The organism is Rhizocola hellebori, from assembly GCF_016862955.1.
Lineage (GTDB): Bacteria > Actinomycetota > Actinomycetes > Mycobacteriales > Micromonosporaceae > Rhizocola > Rhizocola hellebori.
Genome location: NZ_BONY01000002.1, coordinates 114,757 through 131,113, shown reverse-complemented (window position 1 = coordinate 131,113; position 16,357 = coordinate 114,757). Strand labels below are relative to the sequence as shown.

Here is a 16,357-nt window from a genome sequence, read left to right as displayed (position 1 = left end):
TGCAGGCGGTCCATAGTGAGGTCATGCCGAAACTGCCACGCCTGGCCCTGGTCGGAGACAGATCGCCGCTTGTGCAGTCGCACCAGCGCATCCCGGGCGTGCTCACCGCGCTCACCGAGACCGAACAGCTGCCCGTGGACGCCTACTGGATCCCCACCACCGACGTCGGCGATCTCACCGGTTTCGATGGGGTCTGGTTGCTGCCAGGCAGCCCCTACGCCAGCGAGACCGGCGCCCTGTCCGCCGTCACCCAAGCCCGCGAGAACGGCCTGCCCTTCCTGGGCTCCTGCGGAGGTTTCCAGCACGCGCTGCTTGAATTCGCCCGCAACGTGTGTGGCCTTTCCTCGGCCCAGCACGGCGAGAACAACCCCGAAGGCGACGACCTCATCGTCGTGCCGCTGGCCTGCTCGCTGGCCGGTCACCAAGGCGCGGTCCAGCTGACCGCCGGCTCAATCGCCGAAAGCCTGCTCGGCCGAGGTCAAACCTTTGAACGCTACTTTTGCCGGTACGGGGTGAATCCCGCCTACGTGCAAACCCTCACCAGCCACGGGCTGGTCTTCAGCGGCCACGACACAGAAGGCGACGTGCGCATCGCCGAGCTGCCCACCCACCCGTTCTACCTCGCCGCCCTCTTCCAACCCGAACTAGCCGACGGCCCCCGCCCGCACCCCTTCATCCGAGCCTTCGCCACAGCCGCCACGACCCACGCGATGGCATTCCTATAATCCCTATAGGTCTGATAGGATTCCCGAGAAGCTGGGCTTGGGAGGGTGTATGACGGGCACGGTCACTGTCGGGCGCACGGCGCAGCGCACGTCGCTGCTGGACGTGGCGCGCCGCTTCGCCGCCGCTCCGGACGACTGGGCGGTGGCGCCGCGGTTCAACCCGCGGGAGCGGTGGTACTACCGGCTTTCGCAGGAGCCGGATTACGAGGTGTGGCTGCTGACCTGGCTGCCCGGTCAGCACACCGACCTGCACGACCACGGCGGTTCGGCGGGGGCGTTTGTTGTGGTCTCCGGCGTGCTCACGGAGCAGACGGTGAGCGGTGAGGCGCGGGCGGCTGTCGTCGAGCAAACTCTTCGCGCCGGGCAGGGGCGCGGCTTCGGGTCAAATCATGTGCACCGCATTCTCAACCACGGGCGCGTTCCCGCGGTCAGTGTGCACGTTTACGGCCCGGCGTTGCAGAGCATGACCCGGTACCACATAAGTGAAAACCGATTAAAAGTCAGCTCGGTAGATCGGGCGGGAGTGCAGTGGTGAACGTGCCTCCGCCGGGCTCGCGCGGCATCGACGAGGTCCTCACCGCCGCCCGCCGCCGGCTGCGCCGGGTCAGTGCGGCGCAAGCCCTTGCCGCGCAACGGGATGGCGCGATCCTGGTGGACATTCGCCCGGTCGCGCAGCGCACGGAACACGGCGAGATCCCGGGCGCGCTCGTGGTCGAGCGCAATGTGCTGGAGTGGCGCTTCGACCCGCGCTGCGAAGCCCGTCTGCCGATGGCGAACAGCTATGACCTCGAGGTTATCGTCTTCTGCCAGGAGGGGTACACCTCATCGCTGGCGGCTTCGGCGCTGCTGGATCTCGGGCTTCAGCGCGCGACCGACCTCACCGGCGGCTTCGCCGCGTGGAAGGCCGACGGGCTGCCCACCGCCGCCGTCAGCTGATCACGACAGCAGGCCGCTTATCGCGGTTACCTTGAGCAGGATGAGAAGGACGGGAATGACGATGCCGCAGGTGTAGAGACCGGTGACGGTCCAGCCGATGATCACCGCGGCAAGCGCGAACCCGCCGCCGGTCTGGCCGCGCCGCTGGATCTGCTTGCGGGCCACGTGACCAAGGATGGCCCCTATCGGCGCACAGATATACGTGACCACGCCGAGGCAGGACAGCACGAGAGCCGGAACGGCCAGGACGTTGTTCTGGCCGACGAATTGCCGGGCGTGGCTCATGGCCTTGGCGGTCGCGTTCGACACCGCGATGGCGTGGCTGTCGTCGATGCGCAGGGGAACGCCAGGCTCGGGCAGGTTTGGCGGTGTCGGGCCGGGATCCGGCGTCCCTTGCGTCAAGGCGGCATTCCTTCCTGGCCGGCATGCAACAGATCGGTAAATCTGAGTATTGTCATGCAAGCCGACATAGTAGCGGAATGCTCTCAGGCTCGCCACGCTCGTCTACGGCGGGGTAGCAGGAGCACGACGCCGATTCCGCACAGCAGCAGGGCGGAACCGGCCAGGGTGATCACCACGTATTCGTCGCCGGGGCCGGTCTTGGGCAGGGTGGGCGACGGCGAGGTGGTGGCGGTGCCGAAGGTGATGCGGGTGCTGGTCTTGTTGGCCGCGATGTCCTCGGCGTTGTTGCCAGAGGGCAGGATCTGGGCCGCGATCACACACTGCCGTTTGGTGCAGTCGAAGTTCCCGAACTTCACGGCGAGCTTGAGGGTGACCTCCGGGATCTTCCCGTTGGCGTCCGCGTTGACGAACTGGGCGCCGCCGGCCAGGTTGCAGTCGGTCGGCCCGGCCACCTCGGCGATGCACTGGCCGATCGCTATCTGGGTGAGGCCGGGCTTGAATCCGCTGCCGTTGACGGTGATCCGGTCCCCGTCGCTGAGACCGGTCGACTTGCTCAACGTCAGCGTCGGCGCGGCCTGAGCCGGGCTCGCACCAAAAAGGACGGTCGCCGCGAGGATGCCGAGGACGAAGGCGGCAGCTCGCCTGGTGAGGTTAGACATGAGCAACTCCCAGGTAGGATCGGACAACTTCGGGGTGGGTGCGCACCTGTTCGGGGGTTCCCCCGGCGATGACGCGGCCGCCTTCCATGGCCACCATCCGGCCAGCCAGGCCCGACAGCAGCGGCAGATCGTGTTCGATGACGAGCAAGGAGATGCCCAGCTCGCGGTTGATGCGCCGTAAAATCTGCGCGAGGGCGAGGCCGTCGGCGTGGGACACGCCGGAGGAGGGTTCGTCGAGCAGCATCAGGGTGGGCCGCATCGCCAGCAGACAGGTCAGCTCGACCAAGCGACGGGTGCCGGTGGACAGCGCGGCGATGGGAGTTTCGGCCTGTGCTTGCAGGTCCATCAGGTCGAGCAGCTCACTCGCGCGGGCCGCGGTCATCCGGTCGCGGTCGGTGGCGCCCAGCGCCGCGATGAGCAGGTTGCTCGGCGCCAGGCGTTCGCCCGCCACCATGACGGTCTCGCGAACCGACATGGCGGGGAAGAGCCGGGCGTCTTGAAAGGATCGGACCAGCCCGAGCCTGGCCCGGCGTTGCGGGCTCAGCTGGGTGACAGCCATGCCGTTGAAGGAAACCCGGCCGGCATCGGGCCGGGTGAAGCCGGCGATGATCTCGAAGAGCGTGGTCTTGCCCGCGCCGTTGGGTCCGATCAGGCCCACGACCTCGCCGGGCGCGACTTCGAGATCGACCCCATTCACCGCCCGAACCCCGCCAAACGACCGCGCCACCCCGCGTACGCTCAGCCGCCCCGCCTGATCCGGCCGAACCCGCCGCCACCGGGCCGCACCAATCCCCGTTGCCGCGTGCCCCAGCCATCGCCGCCCGCCGCCCACCTCAGGCATAGCCGCCCACCCGCCGCCGGGCTGGAGTGGGGCGGTGGGGCCAGCGGCTTGCCCGCGGCCGGTGCGGGTGGTCGGGGTGGCTGGTTTGCGGTGGCGGGTAAGGAGTTTGGCGGGGAGGCTGGCCAGGCCCGCCGGGATCAGCAGGACGATCAGGAGCCAGGCGATGGTGAGTGCGGCGCGGCCGGCGATGCCGAGGTCGACCAGGCCGGGGATGCCGGCGAACAGGATCGCGCCCAGCAGCGGGCCGCCGAGCAGGCCGAGGCCGCCCACGACGGCCAGGGCGACGGCGTCGATTCCGGCTGCGGCCGGGAAACTGTTGACGGTCAGCTGGCTCTGGCCGTGTCCGATGACGATTCCGCCCAGCCCGGCGAGGATCGCGGCCATCGCGTAGGCCTGGAGCTTGCGCAGCGGAGCGGCGACGCTGAGTGCCCGCGCGGCGTCCTCGTTGTCGCGCAATGCCCTCAGCACGCGACCGAACCCGCTTCGGCGCAGGTTGCTGGTCAGCCACACCCCGAAGGCGAGCATCAGCAGGGCGAAAAGGTAGTAGTCCTTGGCCAGTAGCAGCGGATAGCCCGCCCACTGCGGTTTGGGCGCCGCCATTCCGTTGCCCAGCAGCCAATCCTGGCGCAGCAGCCAGGCGCTGGTGGCCAGCGCGAAGGCCAGGGTGGTGACGGCCAGGGCCAGGCCGCGCAGGCGCAGGGCGGGGATACCGATGAGGATCGCGGCGAGCGCGGCGGCCGCGCATCCGGCGATCACACCGAGGAAGAAGTTGCCGGTGCGCCCGGCCACCTGTACCGAGACCGCGGCGGCTATGCCGGCGAAGGCGAACTGGCCCAGCGAAAGCTCGCCCGCGACCCCGGTGACCAGCAACACCGAGAGGCCGACCAGGGCGAATCCGGCCACCGAGGTCAGCACGGACGCGGTCTCGTTGGTGATCAGGTAGGCCAGGCCGGCGGCGGCGAGCAGGCCCAGCGCCGTGAGCGTGCGGCGCAGCAGGGTGGGTGCGGTGAGCGGCATCGCCGGCCAGCTGGCGGAGTCGATGTCGCGCCGCCCGCTGAGCTTGGGCTGGGCCAGGAGGGCGACCACGATGACCGCGCCCAGGCCGACCTCGACCAGACCGGGTCCACCGGATTGGGCGAGCAGGATCTGCTCGAGCACACCGATGCCCAGCGAGGCCGCGAAGGCTATCGGGATGGAGGACAGCCGCGCCACCACCGCCCCGGCCAGGCCGCGCAGCAGCAGCTCCGGGCCGAGCGTTTCGATCGACTGGGCCCCCTGCGTCGGTGTCACGAGGATGGCGGAGAATGCGGCCACCCCGCCGGCCACCGCCCACGCGATGGTGGCCATCCGGGCGGCTGGAATCCCGTTGAGCGAAGCGGTTTCCGGGGCGTCGGCCGCGCCGCGGATGGCCAGCCCGTGCCGGGAGTGGCGCAGGAAGATGCCAAGCGCGGCAAGCAGAACGGGGCTCAACAGCAGCAGCGCGGTCAGGGCCGGACCGATCGGGGTGCGGCCGACGGTGAACGAGGGCAGCCCGGGTGGCTCGGGGAAGGTGAGCCCGCTCAGCCCTTGCGGGTTCACCAGCAGCGCCAGCACCAGAAGGAACTGGGACAGGCCCAGCGTGACGATCATGCCGATGAGCCGCGGGCGGTGCCGCAGCCGGCGCACCAGACCCGCCTCGATCGCGGCCGCGCAGGCGGCACCGGCGGCCAGGGCGAGCGGAAAGGCGACCCAGTAAGGGATTCCGTGCTCGTTGACCAGCCTGCCCAGCAGCGCCGCGCCGAAGACGCCGATCGCGCCGTGGGCGAAGTTGAGGAAGCGGCTGGAGCGGTAGACCAGCACCAGCCCGACCGCGAGCAGGCCATAGGGCAGCCCGGTCAGCAGGCCCACCGCCAAGATGTCCACGCTCATGAATGGCCGCCCAGGATAAGTGATTGCAGCCGCTGCGGTTGCGCTTGCAGGAAGGCGGCGCTGTGCTCGGCCACGATGGCGCCCTTCTCCATGAACAGCATTCTGTCCACAAGGGACAGTGCCACGTTGACCGATTGTTCGACGACCACGACGGTGGTGCCGGCCCTGTTCAGCCGCCGCACCATTTCCACCAGCGCGCCGACCACCACCGGGGCCAGACCCAGCGACAGCTCGTCGATCAGCAGCAGCCGGGGTTGCTGGATAAGGGTTTTGGCCAGCGCGAGCATTTGCCTTTCGCCCCCGGACAGGGTGGCGGCCAGCTGGTCGCGCCGCTCGTGCAGGCGCGGGAAGACCGAAAGCGCTGCCGTGATGGATTTTTGGGGCTTCTTTGTCTGGTACCCGAAAAGGCGAAGATTTTCCAGAACTGTCAGCGATCCGAAGGCGGCCTGCCCGACCACGGTGCTCAGACCCAACCGCACCCGGGCGGCAGCGGCCACGTTGGTGATGTCGTTGGTGATGTCGTGGCCATACAGGGCAACGCTTCCAGCCGACGGCGCGGTCAGCCCGGACAGCACCCGAAGCAGAGTGCTCTTGCCGACCCCGTTGGGCCCGCACACCGCCACCATTTCGCCATCGCCGACACGCAGCTCGACGCCGAAGAGCACCTGCACCGGCCCATAGCCGGCGGCGAGCCCATTGACCCGCAGCGCGTCAGCCGTTGCCAAAGCTGGCCTCCTCGCTCAGATAGGTGAAACAGCGGCAGCCCTGCTCGTAGCCCAGCACCCGATAACCGTTGGCGGCGGAGAACCTTCCCGCGCCCAGCAGGCCGCTGAAGCCTGTCGCAGGCTGGAAACCGCGGCCCAGCGAGCGGGCGGCATCCGACCAGGCGGCCGCGTTGAGATCGGCGCCCAGGGTGCGCGCGGCGGCGTGCAGCAGCCGGGCCGCGTCGCAGTAGGTCAGCGCGACCCGCGCATTCTCCCGGGTCTTGAACGACTGGCCACCGGCCGAGAAGATCGAGACGCAGGCGCGTTCGGCATCCGTGGCCGGGAAGGCATATTTGGCGTCGGGCACATCCTGGCTCGGGTTGAAGCCAATGCCGATCATGTCCTTCAGCGCGGCCTGCGGGATGGTGGCCGGGTTGTTCACCAGGAAACTCGGGTTGTCGAAGCTGCTGATGGCGTAGCGGGCGGTGAAGTCCTGGGCGGCCGCTGCGGTGAGGAAGAAGGAGGCCATGCGCGCGCCGCCGAGGAACATCACCTGACGGATTCCCTTGCTGCGGAAGGCGACCGCGCCCTGGTTCAGCCCGGCGTTGAGGGTGCCCAGATCGGTGGTGTCGACCCAGGCCACGGTCGGGGTCACCTTCGCCTCGCGCAGGTAGGGCGCGACCACGGTGTCAAAGGCGTTGCGGTTGCTGGGGGTGTCGGCTGCCACCACCCCGACCGGGCCGGCGAAGAACTGGCGCGCCGACAGCGTACGCAGGAAGGCGGTCACGAATTCGTCATAAGCCGGATAGCTTGCTGCCCAAAGGTAGGGGGCAAGCTGCTGGTAGGTCTTCTGATCGGTGGCGACCAGGGTGGCGTCGAGCATGAGGGTGCGCCGCTGGGCATAACAGGGCCGGGCGTTGCTCTGGAACTGTCCGGTCAGCACCACCGCGAAAGCCTGATCGTCCTGTGTGACCTGATTGCACAGCTTCTCCTCGGCGGCGGGGGAGTCGTTGCTGGCTTCATAGCTGCGAAAGACGGCTTGCATCCGCCGCCCGGCGATGCCCCCGTTGGCGTTGACCCAGGTTTCCAGCGCCTTGACCTGTGCCTGCGGGTCGCCCGCGTCGACGCTGCGAAAGCCGGTGAGCTCGCTGGTGCGCTGCAGGTCCACCCCGACGAAAACGACTTTGACGGTTTCCGCGGTGACACCTGGGCCGACGCCGGTCGTGGTGACCGGGGTGTCCGGCCGATCCAGCGCCCCGGGCATCACCGCGTCGCAGCCGCTGACCGCGACGGCGGTCGCCGCGGCAGCGGCGAAGAGGCGCAGCACCAACGATTTCACGGTTCCCGCTTTCCGGCCGCGCGTGCCAGCAGCACCGCGTCCAAGGCTTCCAGGTCGATGACCGCGTTGTTCGTAAGGCGCGGTGTGCTCAGCAGGCTTTGCACCTCTTGCGGGCTCAGCTCGTCGCCGGCGAGGCGGCGCAGCCTTGCCGAACCCGGGGCGTCGTCGAAGACCAGGTAGGCCTGCCACTGCGCCACCCGCACCACCGAGCTGAGGCCTTCGCCCTGCGCCTTAGGACGGCGGAATCTGCGGTATACGCCCCAGCCGATCAGCGTCAGGCCGATCGCGTTGAGCAGCACCAGACCCCACGGGCGAGCGTCGTGGTCGGTGGTGGCCACGCCGACACCGCCGATGCTGGCCTCGACCCGGTAGCGTCCGAAAGCGGCGAACGGGATGTCTACCGGCAGCTGGTAGCTGCGGGTCTGGCCCGCCGCCAGCTCTCCTGCATCCACAGTGGACTGATCGCCGCCGACGCGCAGGATCAGCGGCACTCCGCGGATGGGCTCGGCCCCGGCGTTGCGTACGGTGTAGGTCAGGGTGAGCCGCTGTGCGCCACCGAACCAGGCGCTGACCGCCCCGCGGCCGGAAAGGCTTGCCTGCACCACCTCCACCCGCGCCCTGGTGGCGGCGACCTCGGGCACCGGCCCGACCGGATGGCCGCGCAGCTCGATCGGCAGGTCGACATGACCGGTGCCGCCACCGCCGACCATGGCCACGTGCACGATGCACGGGCAGGGACGGGAAGGCTTGCCCAGCACCAGATCCACGGCGAAGCCACCGTCCTCGCGGGCCGTGATCGCCAGCGCGGTGGGCATGTCGCAGCTCGCCGATCCGGCCCGGCCCAGCTCGCCGCAGGTGGTCAGCTGGACAAGCTGACCCGCAGGCCAGCCCTGCCCGGTGACCCGCACCTTCTCACCCGGCGCGGCCGCGGAGGTGCTCAACGCCGCCTGCGGCCCGTCGGCTGTGCCGGTTAAGGCAAGCGGCGACAGGAGGGCGAGCAGGAGCAGGGCGCGGGTCATAGCGCGGCCCGCGGTTTGCGGCGGCGGGTGCGGTTTCGCCGCCACAGGTAGTAGGCCAGCCCCGCCCCGAGCAGCAGGAGGGCGGTCAGCACCGGCCAGGACACGACCAGGTTGTGGGTGCTGGCGGTGGTGAGCACGCTGCCTTCCGCGGAGGCGGTCACCGTCGTGGTGACGAAGTCCAGCGGCCACAGGCCGGTCAGCGTGGTGCTCAGCGTCGAATGTGCGCCTGGTACCAGATCGGGGGAAGGAAATTCGCCCTGCTGACCTATCCGGTGTCCGAACAGTCCGGTGGCCTTGGCGCTAAGGGTGGGGGCCAGATGCACGTTGCCGGTGTTGGCCAGGGTGTAGGCCAGCGTTCCGCGGCGGCCGAGGTCGAGGTCCTGGATCGCCAAGCTGGGCGCGGCCAGCCCGGCCACGCGCAGGTAGATGCGCGCCCCCACGGCGCGAAGCACCGCCACCGTGGAGCCGCCCTGGCTGGTCTGGCTGCTGGGCGTGCTCTCCACCGCGACCAGCCCGCCGACGTGGTCGCCCGGGGTGGCGTTGGCGGGAATGTTGATGGTGAACGGGATGTCCACCTGGGTACGGGCGCGCACCACCAGGTTGGACACCGGAGCCGTGGTCCAGGCGCCGATGCCGGTCTGCCGTTCGTCGGCGGTGCGCAGGCCGAAGCCGCCGTCGCGCTCGGTGTTGTAGGCGTCGGCCGGGTACACCTTGAAAGAAAGCTCGCGATCGGACAGGTTGCTTATCCGCACCGAGTCGACGATCGCCTGCCCGGCCGGGGACTCCAGGAAGAAGTAGCGCCTCGGCGCGGGGCCGGGGTCGGCCGGCGGAGTCGGGTTGACCGCCCAGTCTCCGTTGCCGGTGGCCTGCGCGCCCGGCGGTGCCCAGGCGAACGCGGCCAGGCTCAGCACAACGGTGACGATGATCCGGCGCATCGCGTGGCCCTCCGTGGTTGGATTTGCTCTGGCGCCTGGTGGGGACGGATAGCGCCCGCCCCCACCAGGTGTCGTGCCGGTCAGCTCAGCGTGATGGTGAGCGTGGCCGTGTAGTTTCCGGCCAGCTGGTTGGCGGGCACGGTCAGGGCGAGCGCCGCGGAGGCGTCGAAGCTGCCCCCGGTGCCGGCTGGGTCAGCCGGTGCCGAGCACAGGGTCGCCGCGTCCACCGGTCCGGCTGAGCCGGCGACGGCGGTCACCGCGTTGGTGGCGCCCGGTGTGCTCACGCACAGCGGGGACCAGAACAGGTTGGCCTTCGAGATGGTGCCGCCCGGGGTACCGGTGAAGTCGCTCAATGTCGCGACCAGACTCCAGCCGAAGGTGCTGCCGCGGTAGTCCGTCACGGTCAGCGCCGACAGGGTGCCGGAGCTTTCCTGGACGGAACCGTTGAGCGTGATGCCGCTCAGCGAGATGTTGCTGGATCCCGCTGTGCGTGCCATGGCCAGGCTGCCCCCGGTGACCACCTGGGTCAGGTTGTAGGCCAGCGGACACGGGCTTGCGCAGCTGTCGGGCGAAACCGTCCAGCCGGCGATGGCGAAAAGCGTCGAGGGGCCGAAGCCCGCTGACGCGCCGACATACGCGGTGGTGGGATCGCTGACGGTGAAGCTGCCACCGATTCCGCCGGAGGCCGAAGCGGTCACCGTCACCTTGGTGTCCGAAGTGGACAGTGGCGGTGGTGGCCCGGCCAACGGCTTGTAGCCACCGATCGTGACGCTGCTGCCCGGGTTCCAGTTGGTACCGGTCACGGCGACCGAGGTCCCCGCGCCGCCACCGTGCGGATTGATGGACACCGTCGGCGTACCGAGAATGGTGATCGGCTTGCTGACGGAGTTCACCCCATCGCTCACCACCAGGGTGCGCGCACCGGGAGTGGGTGCAGCCGGGACCACGAGGGTGCCCGTCCCGCTTCCGGTGGCCGTGGTGCTTCCGCTTCCGCTGCCTTCACCTGTCCCCGCGCCGGTGGAATCCTTGAGCGAGGCCGTCAACGCCGCGTTGGGCGCGAGCCCGGTGACCGCGAAGTTGATGGTGTTTCCCGCCCGGGCGTGGGTGCTGACCGTCTGTCCCGTCACCGAGGTGATGGTGGTGGCCCCGTCGAAGACGGTGAACTCCTCCACGATCGTGGTCGGTTCCGGGCTCGCCTTCTGGTCACGGTCACCGGCGTTGGAGCAGTAGGTGGCGGCCGTGGTGTTGGCGAACTTGACCTGGCGCACTGTTGCCGTGGCCGCGCCCGCCGCACCGGCGACGAACGTGCCGGTCGCGGTGATGGATCCCAATGGGGTGTAGGGATCCTTGGCCGAGGCCGGATAGCCGGCCAGGTTCAAGGTGACGGTGCCGGAGGCCACCCCACCCAGGTCCACCGCCACCACGACGGGGACATCCCCGGCGACCAGCGGCGAAGGCCCGTTGGTGGGCCCGGCCGCCGCGGTGAGGGTGACCGTGACGGTCTGACCGGGCGACGGCTGCGCCGGCGACAGGGTCAGGCCGAACGTGTCGTTCCACGTGGTCGGGGAGATACCGGTTCCGGCATCGGTGAAGTAGAGCCGGCAGCCAAGGGAGTTGGCCACCGGGCCATATGCCTGGGCTGGCTGCCCGGCTAGGCTTGCGGCGGCGAGCATGACCACGGTCGCGGTCAGGCCCGCCTGCTTTGTCTTGCTTACCATGTGTCGCCCCTCTCACCGTTTCCATAAAGGAAACGGCGTTTCGTTCAGCGATACATCAATAAGCGGTGTGCGGGGCGCGAATGTCAAGCCCCCGGAGCGACGATGTTTGCCGACCGAAGAGTTCGCGCGGTACGAAGATGTCATCCGGGTGGGCTAAGGTGCGCGCGTGGCGAAGTCTGAGCCGAAACTTGCCGAGGTGCCGTGGTGGCCGGTCGCGGGCGCGGTGGCGGCCGTGTGTGGGGTGCTTGCCTTGACAGCCGGGCAATACGGCTATCACCGCGATGAGCTTTACTTCCGCATGCTCGAGCCGGCCTGGGGATATGTGGACCAGCCGCCGCTGACCCCGATGCTCGCCCGGTTGGCGGCTTGGGCGTTCGGCGACACGGTGGCGGCGATGCGCGTGCCGGCGATCGTCCTGATTGGAGCGGCGGTCATCCTGGCCGTGCTCACTACCCGTGAGCTGGGCGGCGGCCGGGTCGCGCAAGCCCTGTCCGCGTGGAGCTTCGCGTTCTGCTCACTGCCCCTCATCACCGGGCACCTGCTGTCGACGGCGACCGTCGACTTCGCGCTCTGGGCGGCGGCGCTGCTGTTCGTGGTCAAGGCGCAGCTGCGCGGTGAGCCGCGGTGGTGGCTCGCCTTCGGCGCTGTGGTCGGGGTGAGCACCTATAACAAGCTGCTCATCGCCATGCTGGTGATATCGCTGGGGGCCGGGCTGCTCCTGGTAGGACCGAGGTCGGTGCTGCGGTCCAAGTGGCTGTGGGCCGGTCTCGGGCTCGCGGCGCTGCTGAGCCTGCCCAACGCCATCTACCAGATCACCCATGACTTCCCGCAGCTGACCATGGCCGGGGCGCTGAGCGAGAACAACGCGGGGGAGGTCCGCATCCAGGTGCTGCCGTTCCAGGCGTTGCTGATCGGCCCGGCCCTGCTGGCGGTCTGGATCGCCGGTCTGGTCGCGTTGCTGCGGCGCGAGCAGTGGCGGCCGATCCGGGCGGTGGGCGTCGCCTATCTGGTCGCCCTGCTGCTGACCTTCATCGGTGGCGGCCAGCTCTACTACGCCTTTGGGCTGCAAGCGTTTCTGCTCGCGGCCGGCTGGGTGCCGGTGCAGCGGTGGATGGCCGGCACCTGGCGGCGCTGGCTCGTCTTCGCCGCGGTCGCCGTGAACGCCGTGGCCAGCGCCCTCATCGCGCTGCCGCTGCTGCCGGTGACCGAGGTCGGTCAATCCCCGGCGGTCGCCCTCAACCCGACGATGGGCGACCAGATCGGGTGGCCGCAATATGTGGCGCAGCTGGCCGCCGTCTACGCCGCCCTGCCACCGGAACAGCAGCGGCGCTCAGTCATCGTGACGGGCAACTACGGCGAGGCGGGGGCGATCGACCGCTACGGCCCCGCCTACGGGCTGCCGCCCGTCTACAGCGCCCAGAACGAGCTCTACTTCGTCGGCCCGCCGCCACCACAGCGCACGGTCGTCATCGCCTGGACCCAGGGTGTGGCCCGCACCCAGCGGGTGTTTTCCGGCTGCGAGGTGCGGGCCAAAATGGACAACGGATTCGGGGTGGACAACGAGGAGCAGGGCAGCGCGGTCATGGTCTGCCAGCTGCCCGCCGATGGCTGGGCCGCGGTCTGGCCGAAACTGCAGCACTACGACTGAGCCGTCATTTCGCCGGCCACCCGCGTGGCAGCCCAACACCGATGATCCAAGCCAGGCACACCGCCAGGGCCATCCGTTCCAGCAGGCCGGTGGCCAGCCCCCGGCCGAGCACGACCATGGATGCGCCGGTGCCCAGCAGCACCGGCCAGCCGGCCAGAACGGCTATCCAGGAGAGGCGTCGCAGCGCGCCGGTCGAGGTGCGGGCCAGGGCGAGCATCGCCAGACCGCAGCAGCCCACGCCGATGACGCTGGCGATGGCGTGGACCAGGTCGCGGCCAGTGGTCGCCTCGTAGGGCGGAAGCGGGCAGCCCGGCGTGCAGCCCACCACCGCCGAGGTGATGATCGCGGGCGCCGCGGCGAACAAGGCCAACGCGGCCAGCGTGAACAGGTGAACCAGTCCCGCGGCCAGGGCGGCCGCCGCCAAACCGGCCGCGATGACGCTGGCACGGTAGAGCACGAAATGGCCCGAACCCGCTACACCGGCCTCGCTCACGTAGGAAGCGGCGGGCAGGGGGAGCACGGAGATAGCCAACCCCGCCGTGGCGACCAGACCCAACACCACGCTGGCCTGCCGAAACCCGCGATCGTTCACGACCTGGACAGTACGCCAGAACATCCCGCGCGGCCGACCCCGCCCCGGCCGCCATAGGTCCACATTGGATAGTCCCGGCTGGAGCCGCCCGGCCCCCTGGGAGCGGGCAGCGCCTAGGATTGCCGGGTGAGTTCCGATTGCGCGCCGCCTCGAATCGTGAGTGACGAGGAGTTCGCCGGCTACCCGGCCGGCCGGCTCCTAGACGTGATGAAAGCCCTCACGATGATCCTGGCCCTGCCACAGTCGGCCGCCGATCACGTCGATGCGCTCGTCATCGCCGCCGGTCAAGGCGAGGAATGGCGGTTCACCCACGCCATCGGTGCCTGGGAGGCGAAGCCGGATCTGCGCTACCTGCTGGTGGCAAACGGAAACCCGGCCGAAGCGACCTACGTCGAGATCACGCTGGACTACCTGCGCAGCCTCGGCCTGCGCCGCACCGAGGGTGTCCACGTGCAGGCCGAGCCTGCCCCCAACACCGGCCTGCAGGCGGCGTGGATCGTCAGCCAGGTGCAAAGCCGTGGCATCACCAGCCTCGCCCTGGCCATCTCGCCCTACCATCTGCCCCGCGCCTATCTCACTGTGCTCAAGGCATGCAACGCCAGTGGTGTGCGGCTGCCGGTGATCCCGGTCCCGGTGGCTGTTTCCCCGCACACACCCGTGCCGGAAACCGGCGCGACCGGCTACGCCCTGGTCCCCGGCGAGGTGAAGCGGATCCTCGCCTATATGGACCAGGGTTGGGTGGCCACACCCGAGGAGCTTCAGCAGTACCTGGGATGGCTATGGAACCACCATCCGAGGATGCTCGGCGTCACGGGCACAATGGTGCCATGAATCTGGAGAGCTTCGAGCTGGTCATGCTGCGCCGCCCGGCCAATCCGGCCGAATATGAGGAGGCGACGCTGCAGCGCATCCATGGCGAGCATCTTGCGTACCACGACCAGCTGCGCCAGGAGGGAAAGATAGTGACCAACGGCCCGCTGCTCGGCCCGCCCGACGAGTCGCTGCGCGGGCTGACCTTCTACCGGGTCGGCTCGGTAGCGGAGGCGCGCCGCCTGGCCGAGCAGGATCCCGCGGTCAAGGCGGGCCGCCTGGCGGTCGATGTCATGCAGTGGCTGTGTCCGGCCGGCACCATGGCCCAGCCGGGGCACCCTTTCGTGTTTCCGGAGTAGACAGGCTCAGGCAAGATGACCGGATGAGTCGTCGGATCGGTGCGGTAATCGGCCTTCTCCTGCTCGCCCCCTTCATCGGCGAGTTTCTGCTGGGCAACGTCACGGCGGACATGCTGGCTTACGCTTTCCTGTTCATCCCGCTCTATGGCTGCGGCGCCGTGCTCGTGCGTGAGCTGGGACGCCGCACCGGGTCCGGATGGCCGGGTATGGCCCTGCTCGCGGTCGCCTATGCGCTCATCGAGGAAGGCCCGGTGGACCAGCTGCTGTGGAACGACTCCTACGCGGGACACGATTACCTGGCCGGGCCGTCCTACCTGCCGGCGCTGGGCATGAGCGTCGAGCTGACCCAGACCATCGTTGCCCTGCATGCGGTGTGGAGCATCTGCGTTCCAATCGCGATAGTCGAGACCTTTGAACCGTCGCGGCAACCCTGGCTGGGCAGGATCGGGCTGACCGTGGTGGGCCTCGTGTTCGCCCTCGGGGCGGGGCTTGTCTTCTGGGGCAACTACGCCGAGGAACACTTTCTGGCCACACCCGCCCAGCTGATCTGGATCACGGTCGTGATCGTGGCGTTCATCGTGGCCGCATTCCAGGTGCGCCGGCTTCCCCGCCGCCCGGTCGCGGGAGTTGCCCCGTCGCCGTGGGTGGCTTTCGTGCTGGCGCTGGTGCTGACCACGGCCTTCTGGGGGCCAATGGTTCTGGTGACCGCGCAGTGGTACGAGTGGGTCGGGGTAGCCGTGTGGTGTGCCGTGGCCGGGCTCGGGCTGGCGATCATCTCCCGCTGGTCGAGACAGCAAGGCTGGAACCAGCGGCACATCTTCGCCCTCGGCGCGGGCGCCACCATGACCTATCTGTGGCTGGCCTTCCCGCTGCGCCCCGAGCTTGGCGGCTCGCTGGCTCTCGATCTGGCGACCAACACCGGCTGTGCGCTGGTCGCGCTGACCGTGCTCGGCTTGGCGTGGCGGTCGCTTCGCCGGCACGAGCAGACGACCATCGCCTCAGCCGCCGAGCCCTTGACCGTCTGAGGAGCGCTGCTGCCACAGGGTTACCAGCAGGCCCGTCAGCAGGGCAAGCTCGCCGACATTCTGCAGCCATACCATTTGGGCCCCGGCCGCAGCCGCGACGAACATGGCCACCGCACCCGTCAACAGCCATGGCGAGCGGTGCCGCCGCCACACGAGCACACCGAAGACGATGAGCACGATGATGGTGACGATCGCCGCCACCGGCGGGCCTTCCGCCGCCGCGTTGATATAGCGCAAGGTGCCGTGCTCCCGTTGCGGCTCAAGGCGCAGCCGCACAATTTCGGTATAGACGCCATACCCCACAAGCGCCGCCACCAGAGCGACGAGGCCGACAGTAGCCCGGCGCGCTGGCACCATTCGGACCCGGCCGCCAGCTTTGCCGTCGGCGTGATGCAGCGCCTCTATGCCGACCTGGCCGCCCGCCTCGCCGCCGGGCTGATGCTGCGTCTGGATTCCGGCCCGGCCGTCCGGCTTGATGGCGGGCTGGTGTCGCGCGGCCAGTCGCCAGCCGACGACCACCATCAGCGGGGTTATCAGCGCGTGGGCCCAGAACCGGCCGGCGTTAAGGGTTTGCAGGGTGGAGCCTTCGCCGATGGCCGAACCTACGGCGATGCACGCGTTGTCGTAGGCCAGCGCGGCGCACACCAGCCCGGCCAGCCAAGCCCGCAACCACAATGCGCCCGCTGCGTAGGCCACCATAACGATCGCGGTGAACGCGAAGAAGGCCGTCACCATGA

The 16,357-nt window shown here is 69.3% G+C and carries 16 protein-coding genes and 1 pseudogene; 7 read left to right on the top strand and 10 right to left on the bottom strand.

Annotated elements, in window-relative coordinates:
* Positions 1-23: 23 nt before the first annotated feature.
* Genes Rhe02_RS02485 through Rhe02_RS02475 form a run of 3 tightly spaced genes read left to right on the top strand, consistent with a single transcriptional unit; the run spans position 24 to position 1,661 of the window.
* Positions 24-725: a CTP synthase C-terminal region-related (seleno)protein gene (locus Rhe02_RS02485; protein ID WP_203906377.1), complete on the top strand. Its 702-nt coding sequence runs from the start codon at positions 24-26 to the stop codon at positions 723-725.
* Positions 726-774: 49 nt separating this feature from the next.
* On the top strand, positions 775-1,260 hold the full coding sequence (locus Rhe02_RS02480) for a cysteine dioxygenase (RefSeq protein WP_203906376.1): 486 nt from the start codon (positions 775-777) through the stop codon (positions 1,258-1,260).
* On the top strand, positions 1,257-1,661 hold the full coding sequence (locus Rhe02_RS02475) for a rhodanese-like domain-containing protein (protein ID WP_203906375.1): 405 nt from the start codon (positions 1,257-1,259) through the stop codon (positions 1,659-1,661). The genes Rhe02_RS02480 and Rhe02_RS02475 overlap by 4 nt, the downstream gene beginning before the upstream one ends.
* Here the strand turns inward: Rhe02_RS02475 and Rhe02_RS02470 are convergent, their stop codons facing one another.
* From Rhe02_RS02470 to Rhe02_RS02435, 8 genes and pseudogenes are all read right to left on the bottom strand, one after another.
* Entirely contained in the window at positions 1,662-2,063 is a 402-nt protein-coding gene (locus tag Rhe02_RS02470) for a DUF4190 domain-containing protein (RefSeq protein WP_239123238.1), read from the bottom strand.
* An 83-nt stretch (positions 2,064-2,146) separates the two neighbouring features.
* Positions 2,147-2,722: a neocarzinostatin apoprotein domain-containing protein gene (locus Rhe02_RS02465; RefSeq protein ID WP_203906374.1), complete on the bottom strand. Its 576-nt coding sequence runs from the start codon at positions 2,720-2,722 to the stop codon at positions 2,147-2,149.
* Positions 2,715-5,471: a branched-chain amino acid ABC transporter permease/ATP-binding protein gene (locus Rhe02_RS02460; RefSeq protein WP_203906373.1), complete on the bottom strand. Its 2,757-nt coding sequence runs from the start codon at positions 5,469-5,471 to the stop codon at positions 2,715-2,717. Before Rhe02_RS02460 ends, Rhe02_RS02465 begins: the two co-directional genes overlap by 8 nt.
* A pseudogene (locus Rhe02_RS02455) lies at positions 5,468-6,118 on the bottom strand (ABC transporter ATP-binding protein); the annotation flags it as partial. The gene Rhe02_RS02460 and the pseudogene Rhe02_RS02455, both read right to left, overlap by 4 nt.
* Positions 6,119-6,182: 64 nt before the next feature.
* Positions 6,183-7,514, bottom strand: coding sequence for a hypothetical protein (locus Rhe02_RS02450; RefSeq protein ID WP_203906371.1), 1,332 nt, complete (start codon positions 7,512-7,514; stop codon positions 6,183-6,185).
* Positions 7,511-8,578 (bottom strand): hypothetical protein, encoded by a 1,068-nt coding sequence (locus Rhe02_RS02445; RefSeq protein WP_203906370.1) that lies wholly within the window; start codon positions 8,576-8,578, stop codon positions 7,511-7,513. Before Rhe02_RS02445 ends, Rhe02_RS02450 begins: the two co-directional genes overlap by 4 nt.
* On the bottom strand, positions 8,530-9,468 hold the full coding sequence (locus Rhe02_RS02440; RefSeq protein ID WP_203906369.1) for a WxL protein peptidoglycan domain-containing protein: 939 nt from the start codon (positions 9,466-9,468) through the stop codon (positions 8,530-8,532). Before Rhe02_RS02440 ends, Rhe02_RS02445 begins: the two co-directional genes overlap by 49 nt.
* A gap of 80 nt (positions 9,469-9,548) precedes the next feature.
* Positions 9,549-11,186 (bottom strand): WxL domain-containing protein, encoded by a 1,638-nt coding sequence (locus Rhe02_RS02435; protein ID WP_203906368.1) that lies wholly within the window; start codon positions 11,184-11,186, stop codon positions 9,549-9,551.
* A gap of 166 nt (positions 11,187-11,352) precedes the next feature.
* On the opposite strand from Rhe02_RS02435, the gene Rhe02_RS02430 reads away from it, so the two are divergent.
* Positions 11,353-12,834, top strand: a complete 1,482-nt coding sequence (locus Rhe02_RS02430) for a glycosyltransferase family 39 protein (protein WP_203906367.1) — start codon at positions 11,353-11,355, stop codon at positions 12,832-12,834.
* Positions 12,835-12,838: 4 nt separating this feature from the next.
* On the opposite strand, the gene Rhe02_RS02425 is transcribed toward Rhe02_RS02430, so the two are convergent.
* Entirely contained in the window at positions 12,839-13,426 is a 588-nt protein-coding gene (locus tag Rhe02_RS02425; protein ID WP_203906366.1) for a DUF998 domain-containing protein, read from the bottom strand.
* A gap of 156 nt (positions 13,427-13,582) precedes the next feature.
* Between Rhe02_RS02425 and Rhe02_RS02420 the strand changes: the two genes are divergently transcribed.
* Genes Rhe02_RS02420 through Rhe02_RS02410 form a run of 3 tightly spaced genes read left to right on the top strand, consistent with a single transcriptional unit; the run spans position 13,583 to position 15,620 of the window.
* Positions 13,583-14,257 carry an ElyC/SanA/YdcF family protein gene (locus Rhe02_RS02420; protein WP_373320572.1) on the top strand — a complete coding sequence of 225 codons (675 nt, stop codon included), beginning with the start codon at positions 13,583-13,585 and terminating at the stop codon, positions 14,255-14,257.
* On the top strand, positions 14,254-14,595 hold the full coding sequence (locus tag Rhe02_RS02415; protein ID WP_203906364.1) for a YciI family protein: 342 nt from the start codon (positions 14,254-14,256) through the stop codon (positions 14,593-14,595). The genes Rhe02_RS02420 and Rhe02_RS02415 overlap by 4 nt, the downstream gene beginning before the upstream one ends.
* A 23-nt stretch (positions 14,596-14,618) precedes the next feature.
* Positions 14,619-15,620 (top strand): hypothetical protein, encoded by a 1,002-nt coding sequence (locus Rhe02_RS02410; RefSeq protein WP_203906363.1) that lies wholly within the window; start codon positions 14,619-14,621, stop codon positions 15,618-15,620.
* On the opposite strand, the gene Rhe02_RS02405 is transcribed toward Rhe02_RS02410, so the two are convergent.
* Positions 15,594-16,355 carry a hypothetical protein gene (locus Rhe02_RS02405; RefSeq protein ID WP_203906362.1) on the bottom strand — a complete coding sequence of 254 codons (762 nt, stop codon included), beginning with the start codon at positions 16,353-16,355 and terminating at the stop codon, positions 15,594-15,596. The two genes, Rhe02_RS02410 and Rhe02_RS02405, sit on opposite strands and share 27 nt — an antisense overlap.
* Positions 16,356-16,357 lie beyond the last annotated feature (2 nt).